General features: G+C 66.7%; 19 protein-coding genes. 15 read left to right on the top strand and 4 right to left on the bottom strand.

The window, feature by feature from the left end; all coding sequences use genetic code 11:
* Positions 1 to 85 precede the first annotated feature (85 nt).
* Positions 86 to 934, bottom strand: a complete 849-nt coding sequence (locus IEV56_RS02350) for a lytic transglycosylase domain-containing protein (RefSeq protein WP_188447323.1) — start codon at positions 932 to 934, stop codon at positions 86 to 88.
* A gap of 51 nt (positions 935 to 985) precedes the next feature.
* Positions 986 to 1,657 carry an energy transducer TonB gene (locus tag IEV56_RS02355; protein WP_188447325.1) on the bottom strand — a complete coding sequence of 224 codons (672 nt, stop codon included), beginning with the start codon at positions 1,655 to 1,657 and terminating at the stop codon, positions 986 to 988.
* A gap of 163 nt (positions 1,658 to 1,820) precedes the next feature.
* Between IEV56_RS02355 and miaB the strand changes: the two genes are divergently transcribed.
* The 15 genes from miaB to IEV56_RS02430 all read left to right on the top strand — a co-directional run bounded on the left by miaB (position 1,821) and on the right by IEV56_RS02430 (position 15,560).
* A complete protein-coding gene (gene miaB, locus IEV56_RS02360) occupies positions 1,821 to 3,167 on the top strand; it encodes a tRNA (N6-isopentenyl adenosine(37)-C2)-methylthiotransferase MiaB (RefSeq protein WP_229730141.1) in 1,347 nt (448 codons plus the stop codon).
* Entirely contained in the window at positions 3,164 to 3,631 is a 468-nt protein-coding gene (gene ybeY, locus IEV56_RS02365) for an rRNA maturation RNase YbeY (RefSeq protein WP_188447329.1), read from the top strand. Before miaB ends, ybeY begins: the two co-directional genes overlap by 4 nt.
* A gap of 54 nt (positions 3,632 to 3,685) precedes the next feature.
* Positions 3,686 to 4,528: a CorC family transporter gene (locus tag IEV56_RS02370; protein WP_188447331.1), complete on the top strand. Its 843-nt coding sequence runs from the start codon at positions 3,686 to 3,688 to the stop codon at positions 4,526 to 4,528.
* Positions 4,518 to 5,699 (top strand): lipoprotein N-acyltransferase Lnb domain-containing protein, encoded by a 1,182-nt coding sequence (locus IEV56_RS02375; RefSeq protein WP_188447333.1) that lies wholly within the window; start codon positions 4,518 to 4,520, stop codon positions 5,697 to 5,699. The genes IEV56_RS02370 and IEV56_RS02375 overlap by 11 nt, the downstream gene beginning before the upstream one ends.
* A 36-nt stretch (positions 5,700 to 5,735) precedes the next feature.
* On the top strand, positions 5,736 to 6,740 hold the full coding sequence (locus IEV56_RS02380) for a magnesium and cobalt transport protein CorA (RefSeq protein WP_188447335.1): 1,005 nt from the start codon (positions 5,736 to 5,738) through the stop codon (positions 6,738 to 6,740).
* An 81-nt stretch (positions 6,741 to 6,821) separates the two neighbouring features.
* Positions 6,822 to 8,258 carry a cytochrome-c oxidase, cbb3-type subunit I gene (gene ccoN / locus IEV56_RS02385; RefSeq protein ID WP_188447337.1) on the top strand — a complete coding sequence of 479 codons (1,437 nt, stop codon included), beginning with the start codon at positions 6,822 to 6,824 and terminating at the stop codon, positions 8,256 to 8,258.
* A 15-nt stretch (positions 8,259 to 8,273) separates the two neighbouring features.
* Positions 8,274 to 8,879 carry a cytochrome-c oxidase, cbb3-type subunit II gene (gene ccoO / locus IEV56_RS02390; protein WP_188447339.1) on the top strand — a complete coding sequence of 202 codons (606 nt, stop codon included), beginning with the start codon at positions 8,274 to 8,276 and terminating at the stop codon, positions 8,877 to 8,879.
* A 3-nt stretch (positions 8,880 to 8,882) separates the two neighbouring features.
* Positions 8,883 to 9,023 carry a cbb3-type cytochrome oxidase subunit 3 gene (locus IEV56_RS02395; RefSeq protein WP_188447341.1) on the top strand — a complete coding sequence of 47 codons (141 nt, stop codon included), beginning with the start codon at positions 8,883 to 8,885 and terminating at the stop codon, positions 9,021 to 9,023.
* Positions 9,020 to 9,943: a cytochrome-c oxidase, cbb3-type subunit III gene (gene ccoP / locus IEV56_RS02400; RefSeq protein WP_188447343.1), complete on the top strand. Its 924-nt coding sequence runs from the start codon at positions 9,020 to 9,022 to the stop codon at positions 9,941 to 9,943. The genes IEV56_RS02395 and ccoP overlap by 4 nt, the downstream gene beginning before the upstream one ends.
* Positions 9,943 to 10,236 carry a hypothetical protein gene (locus IEV56_RS02405; RefSeq protein WP_188447345.1) on the top strand — a complete coding sequence of 98 codons (294 nt, stop codon included), beginning with the start codon at positions 9,943 to 9,945 and terminating at the stop codon, positions 10,234 to 10,236. The genes ccoP and IEV56_RS02405 overlap by 1 nt, the downstream gene beginning before the upstream one ends.
* 15 nt (positions 10,237 to 10,251) lie before the next feature.
* The gene (locus IEV56_RS02410; protein WP_188447347.1) at positions 10,252 to 11,817 is read left to right on the top strand and encodes a 4Fe-4S dicluster domain-containing protein; all 1,566 of its coding nucleotides are present in this window, start codon (positions 10,252 to 10,254) and stop codon (positions 11,815 to 11,817) included.
* Complete coding sequence (locus IEV56_RS02415; protein ID WP_188447349.1) at positions 11,810 to 12,304, top strand: FixH family protein; 495 nt, start codon at positions 11,810 to 11,812, stop codon at positions 12,302 to 12,304. Before IEV56_RS02410 ends, IEV56_RS02415 begins: the two co-directional genes overlap by 8 nt.
* A gap of 7 nt (positions 12,305 to 12,311) precedes the next feature.
* On the top strand, positions 12,312 to 14,678 hold the full coding sequence (locus IEV56_RS02420) for a heavy metal translocating P-type ATPase (protein ID WP_188447352.1): 2,367 nt from the start codon (positions 12,312 to 12,314) through the stop codon (positions 14,676 to 14,678).
* The gene (gene ccoS / locus IEV56_RS02425) at positions 14,675 to 14,854 is read left to right on the top strand and encodes a cbb3-type cytochrome oxidase assembly protein CcoS (RefSeq protein WP_188447354.1); all 180 of its coding nucleotides are present in this window, start codon (positions 14,675 to 14,677) and stop codon (positions 14,852 to 14,854) included. The genes IEV56_RS02420 and ccoS overlap by 4 nt, the downstream gene beginning before the upstream one ends.
* Positions 14,844 to 15,560, top strand: coding sequence for a sulfite exporter TauE/SafE family protein (locus tag IEV56_RS02430; RefSeq protein WP_188447356.1), 717 nt, complete (start codon positions 14,844 to 14,846; stop codon positions 15,558 to 15,560). Before ccoS ends, IEV56_RS02430 begins: the two co-directional genes overlap by 11 nt.
* On the opposite strand, the gene fnr is transcribed toward IEV56_RS02430, so the two are convergent.
* Together fnr and IEV56_RS02440 are read right to left on the bottom strand one after the other, a co-directional pair.
* Positions 15,557 to 16,309 carry a fumarate/nitrate reduction transcriptional regulator Fnr gene (gene fnr, locus IEV56_RS02435; RefSeq protein ID WP_188447358.1) on the bottom strand — a complete coding sequence of 251 codons (753 nt, stop codon included), beginning with the start codon at positions 16,307 to 16,309 and terminating at the stop codon, positions 15,557 to 15,559. The genes IEV56_RS02430 and fnr overlap by 4 nt on opposite strands.
* Positions 16,306 to 18,387, bottom strand: a complete 2,082-nt coding sequence (locus IEV56_RS02440; RefSeq protein ID WP_188447360.1) for a dipeptidyl-peptidase 5 — start codon at positions 18,385 to 18,387, stop codon at positions 16,306 to 16,308. The genes fnr and IEV56_RS02440 overlap by 4 nt, the downstream gene beginning before the upstream one ends.
* Positions 18,388 to 18,421: the final 34 nt, after the last annotated feature.

Consider the following 18,421-nt stretch of genomic DNA (forward strand, 5'->3'; position numbering starts at 1 on the left):
GAAAGGGCCCTCCGGACGGTTCCGGAGATAACGCCGTATTGTAATGGATTAAGCCCCCGTTAAACAACGGGCAGGCCGGGGCCGCTCAACCGGACTTCAGGGCCTTGCGGTAGCGCTCCGCCAACTGCCCCACCCGGGCCACGTATTGCCGGGTTTCCCGGTACGGCGGCACGCCCTTGTAGCGGTCCACGGCGCCTTCACCGGCGTTGTAGCCGGCGGCGGCCATGGTCAGGTCGCCGTTGTAGCGCTTCAACAGCCACGCCAGGTACTTCACCCCGCCCTCGATGTTCTGGGCCGGATCGAAGGCGTCGCGGACCCCGAACCGGCGCGCGGTGGCCGGAATCAGCTGCATCAGGCCTTGGGCGTTTTTGGGCGAGACCACATGCGGCCGGAACGCCGACTCGGCGTGGATGATGGCGCGCACGATGGCTTCATCGACCCCGTGCCGCTGCGCGGCCGCCTGCACCTCGCCGCGGAAAGCCTGCAGGTTCAGGCGCACATTGCCGAAATCGACGTTCGGCGCGGCGCCGCAGGCATAACAGCCGGGAATCGAGAAGATCGGGTAACTGGTGCGCTTGACCTGGATGTTGGCGACCCCTGACGGCCGGCGGTTGGCGAAATGGCGTACGCCGTCGCGGTCCAACCAGACATACGTAGTGGAGTGGCCCATGCGCAGGAACTTCGGCTCGGCCGGCGCTTTGGCCGCAGCCGGCAAGGCGGTCGGCGTGACCGATGGCGGCGCAACTCCCGCCTCCGGAGCGACGGGAGCCGGAGCGGCGGTGGCAAATTGCGCCACCACCTTGCATTGATGTCCCTTCAGGCGGGTCTCGACGAAATGCACGTCGCCGGCACGATCCACGCAACGGTACACCGTGCCGGCCCAGGCAACGGGCGCGGCCAGCGACAGCAGCAGGACGGAAAACGCGTGACGCATGGGAAGCGGCCCGGAAACGGAGGGAATCCGAGCCGAATTTACCACAGCGCGCTACAGGCTGAACACCACTTCCACCAAGGCCTCGCCGCCGACCGGCTGGCCCTGCACCAGGCCCGGATTGATCTTCCACTTCTTGACGCCGGCCAAGGCCGCGCGGTCGAGATCAGTGTTACGGCTGCTGCGGTGGATGCGGGTGTCGGTGACCGTGCCGCTGGCGTCATAGCGCGCCGCGACCCACACGCTGCCGGTAACCAAGGCGCGCAAGGCCGCCGGCGGATAGCGGATCGGATACTGCGCGCGGGTGCTGGCGTCGACGTCGCCGCCGGCTACGGTCTCGAACGAATCACTGACCGTGCCCTGCCCGCCGGACACCTGGGTATCCAGCGGTCCGGGTTCGGCGGTGGTGGCCTCGCCGGCCGGAACCGTATCGACCTGCGGCTTGGCGGGAATCGAAGGCGGCACCGTGCTGCGCGGCAGCGCCGGCGGCGGCGTCAACGGCCGCAACACCGCTGGTTCGGGCGGCTTCGGCGGATCGGGCACGGTGAAGGTGATTTCGGTACGGGTTTCGGCGGCATCCAGCCAATCCGGCAGCGACACCGGCATCAACAGGAAACCGAAGGCGACGAGATGGATGCTGACCGTGGCGCTGATGGCCGCGATGCGCGGCAGACTCAGGCTTTCCCAAACGGCGACGGACGGGGACGTACGGGCGGTGACCGACATGACTCCTCCTAGCGTGGTTGGACGCACCTCCATCCTTGCGCGCACACCAGCGCAACGCCAGCCCCCGGCGGCATTCGGTTTAGCGGCGATTCACGCGCCGCGCCGGCGCCGCCTGCGGCAAACATTGTTACAATGGCCGCCCCTCCCGACCGGAATAAGCGCCATGACCGGGAAATCCCCCGCCAAGAAGCTGTACATCAAAACCCACGGCTGCCAGATGAACGAGTACGACTCGGACAAGATGGCCGACGTGCTCAACGCCGGCCACGGCCTGGAACTGACCCAGGACGAAACCGAAGCCGACGTCATCCTGATCAACACCTGCTCGATTCGCGAGAAGGCGCAGGAGAAGGTGTTCTCGCAGCTCGGCCGTTGGCGGCTGCTGAAGGAAAAGAACCCCAACCTGGTCATCGGCGTCGGCGGCTGCGTGGCCTCGCAGGAAGGCGAGGCCATCCTCAAGCGCGCACCGTTCGTCGACCTGGTGTTCGGTCCGCAGACCCTGCACCGCCTGCCCGAGATGATCGACGCCAAGCGCGGCAGCGGCCAGGCCCAGGTCGACATCCGCTTCCCCGAGATCGAGAAGTTCGACCACCTGCCGGCGCCGCGCGCCGAAGGCCCGACCGCATTCGTCTCGATCATGGAAGGCTGCTCGAAATACTGCAGCTTCTGCGTGGTGCCCTACACCCGCGGCGAGGAAGTGTCCCGGCCGTTCGACGACGTGCTGCTGGAAGTGGCGCAATTGGCGGCCCAGGGTGTGCGCGAGGTCAACCTGCTCGGCCAGAACGTCAACGCCTACCGCGGCGCCATCGACGGCAGCGACGAGAGCGCCGACCTGGCGCTGCTGATCCGTGCCATCGCCGAGATCGAGGGCATCGGCCGCATCCGCTATACCACCTCGCATCCATTGGAGTTCTCGGATTCGCTGATCGAGGCGCACCGCGATGTGCCCAAGCTGGCGGCGTTCCTGCACCTGCCGGTGCAGTCCGGCTCGGACCGCATCCTGTCGGCGATGAAGCGCAACCACACCGCGCTCGAGTATAAGGCCAAAATCCGCAAGCTGAAGGCCGCCAAGCCCGGCATCGTGATCAGCTCCGATTTCATCGTCGGTTTCCCGGGCGAGACCGAGAAGGACTTCGAGGCCACGCTCAAGCTGGTCGAGGACGTCGGGTTCGACCAGAGCTTCTCCTTCATCTACTCCCGCCGGCCGGGCACACCGGCCGCCAACCTGGCCGACGACGTGCCGGAAGCGGTGAAGGGCGAGCGCCTGCGCCGCCTGCAGGACCTGATCAACCGGCAGGCCTACGCCATCTCCGACGCCATGGTCGGCAGCGTGCAGCGCGTGCTGGTGGAACGCCCGAGCACGCGCAACGCCGAGGAACTGACCGGCCGCACCGAAAACATGCGCTACGTGAACTTCCCGGGCAACCCGCGCCTGATCGGCCAGTTCGTCGACGTGCGCATCACCGAAGTGCGCACCAACACCCTGCGCGGCGAGGTGGTGACGGCATGACCCGCGGCCCGATCCAATGCGACGTCGGCGTCAGCTACGGCCTGCCGCGCAAGGGCGTGCCGGCGCCGGCCAGCTTCAAACGCTGGGCCGAAGCCGCCTGCCGCGGCCGCATCAAGCGCGCCGACATCGCCATCCGGGTGGTGGACGAGCGCGAGGGCCGCCGCCTGAACCACCACTACCGCGGCAAGGACTACGCCACCAACGTGCTGAGTTTTCCGGCCGAGCTGCCCGAGGGCGTCACCCTGCCCCTGCTGGGCGATCTGGTGATCTGCGCGCCGGTGGTGGCGCGCGAAGCAGCCGAACAGGGCAAGCCGCTGAACGCGCACTACGCGCACCTGACCGTGCACGGCGTGCTGCACCTGCTGGGCCTGGACCACGAGGACGAGCGCGAGGCCGAGGCCATGGAGGCCATCGAACGCGCCATCCTGGCCGAGCTGGGCCACGCCGACCCGTATTCGGACTGAGGCCGGATTTGCGATAAACTAAGGACCCGCCCGCTGGGCGCCGTTTGCGACACCATGTCAGACGATCCGGACAGTACCACCCCAAAACGCTCCTGGCTGGAAAAACTCAGCCATGCCCTCTCCGGCGAACCCGAGTCCCTCGACGATCTGCGGGAAATCCTCGGTTCAGCCGCCAAACACGGCGTCATCGACGCCGACACCCTGAAACGCCTCGACGGCGCGCTGTCGGTCTCGGAGATGACCGTCTCCGACGTGATGGTGCCGCGCGGCCAGATGGTCTCGCTGGCGGCCGGCAGCGGCTTCCTGGAGCTGATGAAGGACGTGGTCGAATCCGGCCACTCGCGCTTCCCGGTGCATGGCGAGGACAAGGACGAGATCCTCGGCATCCTGCTGGCCAAGGACCTGCTGCGCGGCGTCACCATCGACAACGGACCGCAGGACATCCACGGCCTGATCCGGCCGGCGGTGCTGATCCCCGAATCCAAGAAGCTGAGCGTGCTGCTGAAGGAATTCCGCCAGTCGCGCAACCACATGGCGATCGTGGTCGATGAGCACGGCGGCGTGTCCGGCCTGATCACCATCGAGGACGTGCTGGAGGTGATCGTCGGCGAGATCGACGACGAGCACGACGACGCCAACCAGGCGGTGATGATCGCGGCCCAGGCCGACGGCCAGTTCGTGGTCGACGCGCTGACCCCGATCGCCGAGTTCAACCAGCAGTTCGGCGCCGACTTCCCGGACGACGAATACGACACCATCGCCGGCTACATCGCCGCCGCCATCGGCCATCTGCCGGAAACCGGCGAGGAACTGACCCTCGGCCGCTTCCACTTCCGGGTCGGGCACGCCGATTCGCGCCGCATCCACCGCTTCCTCGTCAACATCCATGGCCAATAAGGTCCTGCGCCGGCTGCTGGCGCTGTGCCTGCTGGCCGCCTCCGCGCTCGGCCCGGCCGCGGCCGCCGAGCCGCGCATCGGGGTGATGACCATGCAGCCCGGCGAAGTATTCTGGGAACGCTTCGGGCACAACGCCATCGTGGTCGACGACGGCGTGCGGGCGCTGTCCTACAACTTCGGCTTCTTCGACATGGCCGAGCCCGGCTTCACCGGCAATTTCATCAAAGGCCGGATGAACTACCTGATGCTGGCGTTGCCGCTGGAACAGGACCTGGGCTACTACCGGCAGGTCGGGCGTGGCGTCGACATCCAGTGGCTGGCGCTGAGTCCGGAGCAGAGCCGCCGGCTGCGCGCGCGCCTGGCGTTCCTGGCCCGGCCGGAAAACGCCCGCTACCGCTACGATTATTTCCGCAACAACTGCGCGACCCGCGTCCGCGACGTGCTGGACGAAGCGCTGGGCGGCGAACTGCACCGGCAGCTGACCGCCAGCTCGTTGGGCAACAGCTACCGCTCGGAGTCGGTGCGGCTGGCCTGGCCGGCGAAATGGATGGCGCTCGGCTTCGACCTGGGCATGAACGCCGACGGCGACAAGGCGCTGAGCCGTTGGGACGAGGCCTTCATCCCGATGCGCCTGCAGGACAGCCTGCGCGGCGTTCGGCTGAGCGATGGCCGCCCGCTGGTGCGCGAAGAACAGACGATCCTGCCGTCGAAACTGCCACCGCCGCCGGCCGAACTGCCGCAATGGCCGCTGACCGCCGCCGCCATCGGTCTGGGCTTGGCCGGCCTGCTGTTCGCCGCGCGCCGCCGCAGCCAGCGCCTGTTCAACGCCGGCATGCTGGCGTTCTGGCTGGTCTCCGGCCTGATCGGCAGCGTGTTGCTGGCGGCCTGGCTCGGCACCGAGCACCGGTTCCTGCACGCCAACGCCAATCTGCTGCTGTTCCCGCCGTTGGCTTGGCTGGCGGTGGTTTTGCATGCGCTGCGCCGGCGCTCGCCCGCGTTGCGCGCCGCTTATCTGCTGACGGTGAAGGCCATCGCGGCGCTGGCGGTGGCGGCCGTGCTGCTGAAGTTCGCGCAGACCGGCGGCCAAAGCAATCTGAACTGGATCCTGATGGCGCTGCCGGCGCACTGGCTGATCACCCGGCAGGTATTGGCCGACAACAACCCGGAATGACTTGCGCCGGCCGGCCGGCTGGCCGATGATGTCGGCATGGACCAGCCGATACGCCTTGAAAGCCGCAGTGAGCGGATCCGCTTCATCGCCCGCTACGACCGCGACGGCCGCGCCCACGAACTGAGCCTGGACCGCATCTCCGACGCCTTGGCCACGGCCGACGGCAGTATCGTCTGGGTCGGCCTGTTCGAGCCCGACGAGCCGCTACTGTTCAAGATGCAGGTCGAATTCGACCTGCATCCGCTGGCGGTCGAGGACGCGCACAAGGCGCACCAGCGCTCCAAAATCGAACGCTTCGGCGACACCCTGTTCATCGTGGCCAACACCGCGCAGATGGTGGACGGCGCGATCCAATACGGCGAGACCCACCTGTTCCTCGGCCGCCGCTTCATCCTCGGCGTGCGCCACGGCGGCTCGCTGTCGTACGCGGCGGCGCGCGAACGCTGCGAACGCAACCCCGAATACCTGATGCACGGCACCTCGATGGCGCTGTACACCGTGCTCGACCTGATCGTCGACAACTTCCTGCCGATCGTCGACCACTACGAAGGCGTGCTGGACGGGCTGGAGGAGGACATCCTGTCCTCGCGCTACCGGCGCGACACCGTGATCCGGCTGTACCGCCTGCGCCTGGACCTGACCCGGCTGCGGCTGGCGGTGGCGCCGCTGGAGGACATCCTCAACACCCTGATGGAATTCCACGGCGACCTGGTCAAGGACGACGTGCGCGTCTACCTGCGCGACGTGCACGACCACGTGGTGCGCCTGAAGGAATCGGTCGACACCATGCGCGACAACATCGGCTCGGCGATGACCACCAACCTGTCGCTGGTCACCGTCAGCCAGGGCGACACCATGAAGCGCCTGGCCGGCTGGGCCGGGCTGCTGGCGGTGCCGACCCTGATCACCGGCTGGTACGGGATGAACTTCGCGCACATGCCGGAACTCGCCTGGGCCGGCGGCTATCCGCTTATAATCGCGCTGACCGCGACGGTCTGCGTCGTGCTGTACAGGGGACTGAAGAAGGCGGGCTGGCTCTGAGGCCGGGCCTTTTTGATTCAGGTCAAACAAACCGTGCCGGGCTTCAGGCACTATAAACGCGGATTCCACTCTGGAGGCTTTATGGCTTCACTCGAAAAAACAGACACCTATAACGACAAGGTGGTCAAGCAGTTCACGGTCATGACCGTGATCTGGGGGATCGTCGGCATGCTGGTCGGCGTCATCATCGCATCCCAGCTGTACTGGCCGGCGCTCAATTTCGGCCTCGAATGGCTCAGCTTCGGGCGCCTGCGTCCGCTGCACACCAACGCGGTCATCTTCGCCTTCGGCGGCAGCGCACTTCTGGGCACCAGCCTGTTCGTGGTGCAGCGCACCTGCCATGTCCGGCTGATCTCCGACAAGCTGGCCGCCTTCGTGTTCTGGGGCTACCAGGCGGTGATCGTGCTGGCAGCCGTCACCCTGCCGCTGGGCCTGACCCAGAGCAAGGAATACGCCGAGCTGATCTGGCCGATTGACGTGCTGCTGGCCGTGGTCTGGGTCGCCTATGCGGTGCTGTTCTTCGGCACCATCGTGAAGCGCAAGATCCCGCACATCTACGTTGCCAACTGGTTCTACGGCGCCTTCATAATCGCAGTGGCGCTGCTGCACATCGTCAACTCGCTGGCTATTCCGACCAGCCTGACCCACAGCTATCCGATCTATTCGGGTGCGGTCGACGCCATGGTGCAGTGGTGGTACGGCCACAACGCGGTCGGCTTCTTCCTGACCGCCGGCTTCCTGGGCATGATGTACTACTTCGTGCCGCGCCAGGCCGGCCGCCCGGTGTATTCCTATCGCCTGTCGATCGTGCACTTCTGGGCCCTGATCGCCATCTACATGTGGGCCGGCCCGCACCATCTGCACTACACCGCGATCCCGGACTGGGCGCAGTCGGTCGGCATGGTGTTCTCGCTGGTACTGCTGGCCCCGAGCTGGGGCGGCATGATCAACGGCATGATGACCCTGTCGGGCGCCTGGCACAAGCTGCGCACCGACCCGATCCTGAAGTTCCTGATCGTGTCGCTGTCGTTCTACGGCATGTCGACCTTCGAAGGCCCGATGATGTCGATCAAGACAGTCAACGCGCTTTCCCACTACACCGACTGGACCATCGGCCACGTGCATTCCGGCGCGCTGGGCTGGGTCGCCATGGTCTCGATCGGCGCCGTGTACATGCTGATCCCGCGCGTCGTCGGCCTGAAGGAGATGTTCTCCACCAAGCTGATCGACACCCACTTCTGGGTGCACACCATCGGCGTCGTGCTGTACACGGTCTCGATGTGGATCTCCGGCATCGGCCAGGGCCTGATGAGCCGCGCCACCAACGCCGACGGCACCCTGACCTACGCGTTCGTGGAAATCGTCAAGTTCACCTACCCGTACTACCTGGTGCGCCTGCTGGGCGGCCTGCTGGTGCTGGCCGGCATGTTCATCATGCTCTACAACATGGTCAAGACGCTGCAGCAGGCGAAAGGCGAATTCGCCGCGCCCGTCCTTCCCGTCGCGAACCAACACTGAGCCGAGGTAGATCCCATGAGCCACGAAAAACTTGAAACCAACGTCGGCCTGATGGCCATCGGCATCGCCATCGTGATCGCCATCGGCGGCCTGGCCGAGATCGTCCCGCTGATGTACCAGGCCGAGACCATCAAGCCGCTGCCGGGCGTCAAGCCCTACCCGGCGCTGGAACTGGCCGGCCGCGACATCTACGTCCGCGAAGGCTGCTACAACTGCCACTCGCAGATGGTGCGCACCCTGCGCTTCGAGACCCAGCGTTACGGCAGCTACTCGCACGCCGGCGAATCGGTGTACGACCGCCCGTTCCAGTGGGGCAGCAAGCGCACCGGTCCGGACCTGGCCCGCGTCGGCGGCCGCTACTCCGACGACTGGCACCGCGCGCACCTGGTCAACCCGCGCGACCTGGTGCCGGAATCGAACATGCCGACCTACCCGTTCCTGGCCGAGCGCGCGCTGGACCCGGCCCAGGTGCAGGCCAACATGCGCGCCTTGAAGACCATCGGCGACCCGTACACCGACGCCGACATCGAGGCCGCGCCGGCCGCGCTGGAAGGCAAGACCGAAATGGACGCCCTGATCGCCTACCTGCAGCAGCTCGGCAAGCACCGGCCGAAAGGATAAGCCATGATTTCAGGAATCGTCACCACCATCCTTCTGATCCTGTTCGTGGCCGGTAGCGTCTGGGTGTTCAGTCCGAAGCGCAAAGCCGCTTTCGACGACGCCGCCCGCCTGGCCCTGGACGACACCCCGGAGAAATCCCAATGACAAACTTCTGGTCCTATTACGTCTGGTTCATGAGCGCGCTGATGATCGTCGGCTCGATCTGGCTGCTGTGGTTCACCTCCCGCAAACGCGGCAGCGGCGACACCGCGGACAGCGTGGAAACCACCGGCCACGTCTGGGACGGCGACCTCAGCGAATACAACAAGCCGTTGCCGCGCTGGTGGATCAACCTGTTCTACCTGACCATCGTGTTCGCCATCGGTTACCTGATCTGGTATCCGAGCGCCGACAAGGTCGACGGCATCGGCGGCTGGAGCTCGAAAGGCCAGCATGACGCCGAGAAGGCCAAGGCCGACGCCAAGCTGAAGGCCCTGTTCGCCCGCTTCGACGGCAAAGGCATCGACGCCATGGCCATGGACGCCGAGGCGCTGACCACCGGCAAGCAGGTGTACGCCAACAACTGCGCGGTCTGCCACGGCTCCGACGCCAAGGGCGGCAAGGGCTTCCCGAACCTGAGCGACGCCGTCTGGAAGTTCGACGGCTCGCCGGACGGCGTGCTGGCCACGGTCAAGGGCGGCGTCAACGTCGAAGGCGGCCGCGTCGCGGCGATGCCCGGCATGGCCGCCGTGCTCGGCAGCGAACAGGCCGTGACCGAATCCGCGGTATACGTGCAGAGCCTGTCCGGCATGAAGGTCGACGACGCCCTGGCCGCCGCCGGCGCCAAGAGCTTCGCCACCGTCTGCGCGGCCTGCCACGGTGCCGACGGCAAGGGCAACCCCGCCCTGGGCGCGCCCAACCTGACTGACGCCGACTGGCTGTACGGCAGCACGCTGGAGGATATCAAGTACACTATCGTCAATGGCCGCGCCGGTCAGATGCCGGCCCAGGAGCCGCTGATCGGGGAAACCCAGGCGCGCCTGGCCGCCGCCTACGTGTACTCGCTGTCGCAACCGAAGAAGTGATGAAAGTCAGAGCCGAAACGCCGTTCGACCATCCGCCGCGCCCACTCGCCCAGAAGGTGGGCGCGGTCCTTTGGCCCTCGTTCTTCGCCGCCTGCGTGGCGACCATGGTGTTCTTCGCGTTCGTCGATCCGCTGCAGCTGCGCGACATCACCTTCCCCGGCGTCGAGATCAGCCGCGAAGCCGGCTACAGCATCGCCTTCTTCATGTTCTGGCTGGCCACCGCCGGCAGCAGCCTGTTCACCTGGATCCTGCTGCGTCCGTCCAGCCGCTTCAACAAACCGCCCACCGATTAAGCAAGGCCGTATCCCATGGGTCAGAAGATTCCGAGCGAGGTCGTCGAAGACGGTGCGATGTACGTTTCCGAGCGCAAGGTCTACCCGCGCGAGATCGAGGGTCTGTTCCAGAAGCTCCGGCACGCCGCGGTGTACGTCCTGCTCGGCCTCTACTATGTGATGCCCTGGCTGCAGGTCGAAGGCCGCCAGGCGGTGCTGTTCGACCTGCCGGCGCGCAAGTTCTACATCCTGTGGCTGACGTTCTGGCCGCAGGATTTCTTCTTCCTGGCGCTGCTGCTGATCATGGCGGCGCTGTCGCTGTTCTTCTTCACCGCCGTGGCCGGCCGCCTGTGGTGCGGCTACGCCTGCCCGCAGACGGTGTGGACCGAAGTGTTCATGTGGATGGAGCGCTGGACCGAAGGCAACCGCGCCCAGCGCATGAAGCTGGACGCCGCACCCTGGAGCGCCGACAAGCTGCGCCGCAAAGGCTCGAAATACCTGCTCTGGGTGCTGTTCGCGCTGTGGACCGGCCTGACCTTCGTCGGCTTCTTCACCCCGATCCGCGAATTGTGCGCCGACCTGCTGGCCGGCACCGCCTCCGGCTGGGCCGTGTTCTGGCTGATCTTCTATTCGGTCGCCACCTGGGGCAACGCCGGCGTGCTGCGCGAGCAGGTCTGCAAGTACATGTGCCCGTACGCGCGCTTCCAGAGCGCGATGTTCGACCGCAACACCCTGATCATCAGCTACGACGCCAAGCGCGGCGAACCGCGCGGCGCACGCAAGAAAGGCAGCCTGACCAGCGTGCTGCAACGCGAGCGCGGCCTGATTTCCGAGGACCTGGCCAACCAGTACGTCATCGCCAACGCCAAGACCAAGCACAGCGGCGACGCCGCGATCTCGACCGGCCTGATCATCGACCACGCCGGTGAGCTGATCGACATCAAGGTCGCCGATTCCGCCGAGCTCGGCGACTGCATCGACTGCACCATCTGCGTGCAGGTCTGCCCGACCGGCATCGACATCCGCAACGGCCTGCAGTACGAGTGCATCGCCTGCGGCGCCTGCATCGACGCCTGCGACGAAGTGATGGACAAGCTCGGCTACCCGAAGGGCCTGGTGCGCTACACCACCCACAACGCGCTGATGGGCCACAAAGTGCGCCTGTTGCGTCCGCGCGTGGTCATCTACGGTCTGCTGCTGGTGGCGTTGCTGGTCGGCACGGTGGCCGGCATCGCGTTGCGCAAGCCGCTGCTGGTCGACGTGATCCGCGACCAACAGCTGTACCGCACCGCCGAAGACGGCGCCATCGAGAACGCCTACACCCTGCGCCTAATCAACAAGACCGGCAAGAACTTCGACGTCGACCTGCACGTCGAGGTCGGCGACGTCGACGCCGAACTGGTCATCAACGAACTGCCGATCCATCTCGCCCCGGAAAGCGTGCTGACCCTGCCGGTCACGGTGCGTACGCCGGCCGACTGCATCCGCGGCATGAAGGAAATCGAATTCAAGCTGACCGACAAGAAATCGGACCTGAAGGTCAAGGAAGAATCCCGCTTCTTCGGCCCGAGCGACGCCACCGGCGGCGGTTGCCATGACTGAACAACGCAAAGCCTGGCAGGAACCGATGGTCTGGCTGATGGCGGGCATCCCGCTGGCCACCATCGTCGCCGGCATCGCCACCTTGGTCATCGCCCTGCGCTCCGGCCCGCTGGACGGCGTACCGGCCTCGGTGCAGCGGGTGTCGCAGATCCAGACGCTCGACAGCGCCGCGGATCTAGCCGCGACCCGACTCGATTACCACGGCTATCTGCTGGTCGAACGTGGCGCATCCGGTTGGCGTCTGGAGCTGAAAACCGCGCCACCAAGCTTGATGCAGGCGCCTGTTCAGGTGGTGTTCGTGCATCCCAATAGCGCTCGGATGGACGTGCGTGTGGCCTTGGTCGAAGGCCGTGCCGTATTGGCGCAGGCGCCCGCGTTCGTGCCCTCGCAGGTGGTGGTCACCGATGACGCCGGCAGCTGGCGCTTGGTCGGCGACTACAGCGATTCCGGCACCCTGACCCTGACGCCCGCCGTCCAGGCGCGCTGATTCGCGTATGCAGGACGCGGCGACCTGCTTCCATTGCCAGGCGGCCTTGGGCCATGCGCCGGTCGAGGCCGTGATCGACGGCGAAAACCGCCGTTTTTGTTGCCGCGGCTGCGCCGGTGCCGCGCAATGGATCGTGGCCGAAGGCCTCGATGATTACTATCGGCTGCGCCGCAACCAAGGCGGCAAGGTCGACGAAGCCGCGCTCGATTATTCGGCCTGGGACCGCGATGAAGTGCGCGACGCGCACTGCCGACCCTGTCCGGAAGGCCGGCAGGTGACGCTGCTGACCGACGGCATGCATTGCGCCGCCTGCGCCTGGCTGATCCAGAACGCGCTGGCCAAGGATCCGGCGGTGGCGGCGGTGAACGCCAACGCCATCACCGGCCGCGTCGAGATCCGCTGGAACCCGGGCAAGACCCGGCTGTCGGCGCTGTGCGCGCGCCTGGCCGGACTCGGCTACAAACCGTACCTGTCGGTGAATGAGGACTACGAACGCGCCAAGCGCCGCGAGCGCAACAGCCTGTTGCTGAAACTCGGCCTGGCGGCGTTGGTCACCACCCAGACCATGATGTTCTCCGAGGCGCTGTATCTGGATACCGCGCGCGAAATGTCGGTCGCCACCCGCGACTTCTTCCGCTGGCTGACCTTCCTGCTGTGCTCGCCGGTGGTGTTCTACTCCGGCAGCGAATTCATCCGCGGCATGTGGCGCGAGCTGCGCCACCGGCAGCCGGGCATGGACACCCTGGCCGCCAGCAGCATCCTGCTGGCCTACTTCGCCAGCCTGTACCAGACACTCGTCGGCGGCGACCACATCTGGTTCGACGCCTCGGCCATGTTCGTGTTCTTCCTGCTGTCGGCGCGCATCCTGGAGCGCTTCGCGCGCAACCGTGCGCGGGCGCAGGTCGACCTGTTGGCGCGCGCGCAGCCGGCCTTCGCCTGGCGCCTGAACGGCGGCGTGCGCGAGCAATGCCCGATCGGCCAGGTGCGCGCAGGCGACGTACTGTTCCTGCCGTCGGGCGAAGCGGTACCGGCCGACGGCGAGCTGGTGAGCGAGGCGGTCGAGGTCGATGAAGCCCTGCTCACCGGCGAGTCGGCGCTGCAGACCCGCCGGCGCGGCGACACCCTGTTGGCCGGCAGCACGCTCGGCGCCGTCGCCGGCGAGATCCGCGTCGTGCACACCGGGCAGGCCACCCAGCTGTCGCACATCCTGCGCTTGGTGGAACAGGCACAGAACGCTCGGCCGGTGCAGAACGTCTGGGCCGAACGGCTGGCCTCGCGCTTCGTGACCGTGATGTTCCTGGTCACCGCCGTCGCCTTCGCCGTCTGGTGGCGGATCGATTCCGACCGCGCGTTCTCGGTGGCCTTGGCGGTGCTGGTCGCGGCCTGCCCGTGCGCGCTGTCGCTGGCGGTGCCGGCGGCGGTATCCTCGGCCTTCGACGCATTGGCGCGCTTGGGTGTGTTGGTGCTGAAGCCCGACGCACTGTCCAAGCTGGCCAACGTCACCGACGTGGTGTTCGACAAAACCGGCACGCTGACCGGCGGCCAAGCCCGCGTGCAGTCGATGGCCGTATTCGGCTCCTGCACCGAAAGCGAAGCGTTGCGCTTGGCCTATAGCCTGGAAGCCGGCTCGAAGCATCCGCTGGCGGCCGCGTTCAACGGCTTCGAGGGTCCGCCGGCCGCGTTCGAGGATCTGCGCGCGGTACCCGGCCATGGCGTATCCGGCCGCTTGGACGGCGTCGAATACCGCATCGGCAAAGCCGATTTCGCGGCGCCCGGGCAACCCGACGACGGCGTCTGGCTCGGCCGTGACGGCCGGCCGCTGGCGCAGTTCCAGCTGTACGACCCGATCAAACCCGACGCCGCGGCCGACCTAGCCTGGCTGGGCAAGCGCGGCCTGCGCAGCCATCTGCTCAGCGGCGACAGCAACGAGCGCGTGCGCGAGACCGGCGCCGCGCTCGGCATCGGCGCGCTGCGCGCGCGCGCCACGCCGCAGGACAAGCTCGATTACCTGAAAGGATTACAGGCCGCCGGCGGACGGGTTCTGATGGTCGGCGACGGCATCAACGACGCGCCGGTGATGGCGCAGGCCGACGTCTCGATGGCGATGGGCTCGGGCGCCTGGCTGGCGCAGGCCAACGCCGACATCCTGCTGATGAACTCGCGCCTGCGGCAGATTCCGCAGGTATTCGCGGTGGGCGCGCACATGCAGCGTTTGATGCGCCAGAACCTGCGCTGGGCCATCGCCTATAATGTGGTGGCGGTCGCCATCGCGCTGTCCGGCGTGGTGCATCCGGGTTATGCCTCGCTCGGCATGGCCGGCTCCTCGCTGCTGGTCACGCTCAACGCCCTGCGCATCCATTCGGTGAAACCATGAACATCCTGCTGGCGCTGATTCCGATTTCCCTGGTGCTGCTGGCGTTGGCCGTGGCGGCGTTCTTCTGGGCGGTGCGCAAGGGCCAGTTCGAGAACCTCGACGCCGCCGCGCTCGATATTCTGACCGACGACAGCAAACCGCGCCAGGACAAGACGGAATCCGGCGATGCCGGTTGATTTCCTGGTGCTGTCGGCCGCGTTGCTGGCCGGACTGACCGGCGGCGCGCACTGCGCGTTGATGTGCGGCGGCATCGCCGCCTCGCTCAACGGCCACGGCAAGGAATCGGCGCTGCCGCATGCGTTGGCGCTGAACCTCGGCCGCATCGGCAGCTACACCCTGGCCGGACTATTGGCCGGCACGCTCGGCGCCGCTTTCGTCGGCCTGGTGCGGATTCCCGACCTGGCGCTCTGGCTACGCAGCGTGATGGGTCTGCTGTTGATGCTGATTGCCTTGCGCATGCTGTTCCCGCGCCGCTTCGCCTTCGCCAACGCGCTGGCTTCGCCGCTCTGGCGTCTGGTGTCGAAGGCCAAGGCGACGCTGCCGGCCTCAGGCCTGTGGCGCTCGCTGGGCTTGGGCGCGATCTGGGGCTGGCTACCCTGCGGCCTGAGCACCAGCGTGCTGTTGGCTGCCTGGATGGAGGCCAGCCCGCTGCATAGCAGCCTGATGATGGCCGCTTTCGGATTGGGCACCTTGCCGTTGATGACCGCGATGAGCTATTCCGGCGCCCGTCTGCAGGGCCTGCTCGACAACCGCCGGCTGCGCGCCGGCATGGCCCTGCTGGTGCTGTTGGCTGGTGCGCTGACGGCCGCCGCGCCGTGGTTGATGCGGGTGCCGGAGATGCACGGCGCGCTGGCCGCGCTCGGCTGCCGCAGTCTGGCTTAAGCGCTCTTGCGCGGCGCCGTTTCGTGCGCCAACACGTGCAGTCTACCCAGATCGCGGATGATGACCTCGCGGCCGTTGACCTCGATCAGGCCGTCTTCCTGCATCTTGCTGAGCGTACGGCTGACGGTCTCGATCACCAGACCCAGATGGCTGCCGATATCCTCGCGCGACATCGGGATCATGAAGCGCTCGCCCGAGCGGCCGAGCTGGCGGTAACGCTCCGACAGCTGGTGCAGGAAGATCGACATGCGCTCGTGCGCGTTCTTCTTGGACAGGATCTCGATGTGCTTCTGGTCGCGGTTGATGGTCTGGCCGATGATCTTCAGCAGCTGGTGCTGCAGGCTCGGCACCTGCGCCGCCACTTTTTCCAGGTCGCCGAGCGGGATTTCGCAGACGTCGGCCGTGGTCAGGGCCACCGAATCGCAGGTGTGTTTCGAGGTGCCCAAGGCATCAAGGCCGAGGATCTCCCCCGGCAGGTGGAAGCCGGTGACCTGGCTGTCGCCTTCGGTGTTGTACACCACCGACTTGAACGCGCCTTCGCGGGCGACGTAGAGGTGCTCCAGCTTCTGGCCGCTGGCGAACAGCACGTCGCCGCGCTTGAGCGGGCGGCGCTTCTGCACGATGGTGTTCAGCCGCTCGAAATCGTCCGGGTTGATGGTGGCCGGCAAGCACAGCACCTGGATCGAGCATTTGGCGCAGTCGTTGCGGCTGCCTTTCAGGCCTTTGAACGGCTCGACGACGTCGCTCACGGCGCGTCACCGCCGCCGATGTGCCGGCGCAGCCAGGCGTTGACGGTGTCGTGCCAGCGGATGCTGTTCTGGGTCTTCAACACCCAGTGGTTCTCGTCCGGGAACACCAGCAGCCGGCTTTCGATGCCTTGGCGCTGCAGCGCGGTGAAAGTGGCCAGGCCCTGTTCGGTCGGGATGCGGTAGTCGAGCTCGCCCTGCACCACCAGCATCGGCACCCGCCATTTCGCGACATGGTTGACCGGATTGAACTTCTCGTAGTTGCCGGGCACCGCGAACGGCGTGCCGCCGTTCTCCCATTCGGTGAACCACAGCTCTTCGGTGGCGTAGCCCATCATGCGGTTGTCGAACACGCCGTCGTGGTTGACCAGGCATTTCCAGGGCTCCGGCCAGTTGCCGGCGATCCAGTTGACCATATAGCCGCCGTAGCTGGCGCCCAACGCGCAGGCGCGGCTTTCGTCAAGGAAATCGTACTTGGCCAGCGCCGCGGCATAGCCCTTTTGCAGGTCTTCCAGCGGACGGTCGCCCCAGTGGCCGGAAATGGCGTCGGTGAAGGCTTGGCCGTAGCCGGTGGAGCCGTGGAAGTCGATCATCACCACGGCATAGCCTTGGCCGGCGTAGGTCTGCGGGTTCCAGCGGTAGCTCCAGCCGTTGCCGAAGCTGCCCTGTGGGCCGCCGTGGATCAGGAACGCGATCGGGTATTTGCGGCCTTTGACGTAATTGGCCGGCTTGACCACATAGCCGTGCACCGTTTCATCGTTCCAGCCGCTGAACTTGAACTGCTCGAATTCGCCCCAGGCGGTGGCCGCAATCGCTTCGCGGTTGTTGGCGCTGATCAGGCGCGCGCTGCCGCCGGATGCCGGCATCAGGTACAGCTGCGCCGGCGAGGCCAAGGTGTCGCGGGTGAACAGGATGCGGCCGGCGGCGATGTCGTATTCCTTGACAGAACCGTCGGCGGCCAGGCGCGTCACCGCGCCGCTGCGCGCGTCGATGGCGAACAGCGGATGCTGGCCCATGTCGTCGGCGGTGGCGTACAGGGTCTTGCCGTCGGCGCTGACCGACAACGAACCGGCCGAGCGGTCCCAGCCCGGCGCCACTTCGCGGCTGCGGCCGGTGGCCAGATCCATCGCCATGATGGCGAAACGGTCGGCCTCGAAGCCCGGGCGTTTCATCGCCAGGTAATACAGGGTCTTGCCGTCCGGGCTGAACACCGGCGCGGTATCCCAAGCCGGATTGGCTTCGGTCAGGTTGCGCGGGCGGAACCGGCCATGCACGCCGGTGTCGACCTGGAACAGGTCGAAGTTGGTCGACCAGGCCTCGGTCTTGCCGGCGATGCGCACCGAGAACACCAGACTGCGGCTGTCCGGCGACCAAGCGTACTCGCTGGCGTCGCCGAACGGCTTGGACGGGATGTCGCCGTCGATGCCGGTGCTGAGCTTGGCGGCGACGGTGAGCTTGCCGCCGGCGGCCGGCATCGGCGCCAGGAACAGCTGGTTGCGGCGGCCGTCGGCGTAGGTGTCCCAGTGGCGCACGAACAGCTGGTCGAACAGCATGCCGCTGGACTTGTCGGCGGCCTTGGCGTCCAGGCGCTGCTTGGTGCAATCCAGATCACGGCAATCCGGGAACACCTCAAAGCTCAGCGCGATCTGGCGGCCGTCGGGCGAGAGCTTGTAGGAGCCGATATCGAGCGGGTAATCGGAAATCTGCACGGCCTGCGTGCCGCCGACCGGCTGCGCCCAGAGCTGCATCGAGCCCGATTGCGCCGACAGGAAATAGACGGTCTTGCCGTCCGGCGCGAAACTCGGCGAATTGACGTTCAGCGCCTCGTCGGTGAAGCGCACCGGCGGTGCGGCGTCGCGCGCCAGCAGATTCTCGATCCACAGCCCGGTCTTGGCCTTGTTGGCCGGCACGTCGGCCTGGCGCACGGCGAACAGCGCGAAGCGGCCGTCGGGCGACAAGGTCGGCGAGGACAGACGTTCGAGGGCGACCATCCGCCGCACGTCGAACGGGGTCTTGTCGGCGGCGGCCGAAGCCCCCGCGATGAGGAGGGCCAGCAGGCCGGCTACGGGATGCACGCGCATAGGACAAAACCTTCGGATGACCAAGGCCTTTATG

It is taken from the genome of Arenimonas maotaiensis, assembly GCF_014638745.1.
Taxonomy (GTDB): Bacteria; Pseudomonadota; Gammaproteobacteria; order Xanthomonadales; family Xanthomonadaceae; genus Arenimonas; species Arenimonas maotaiensis.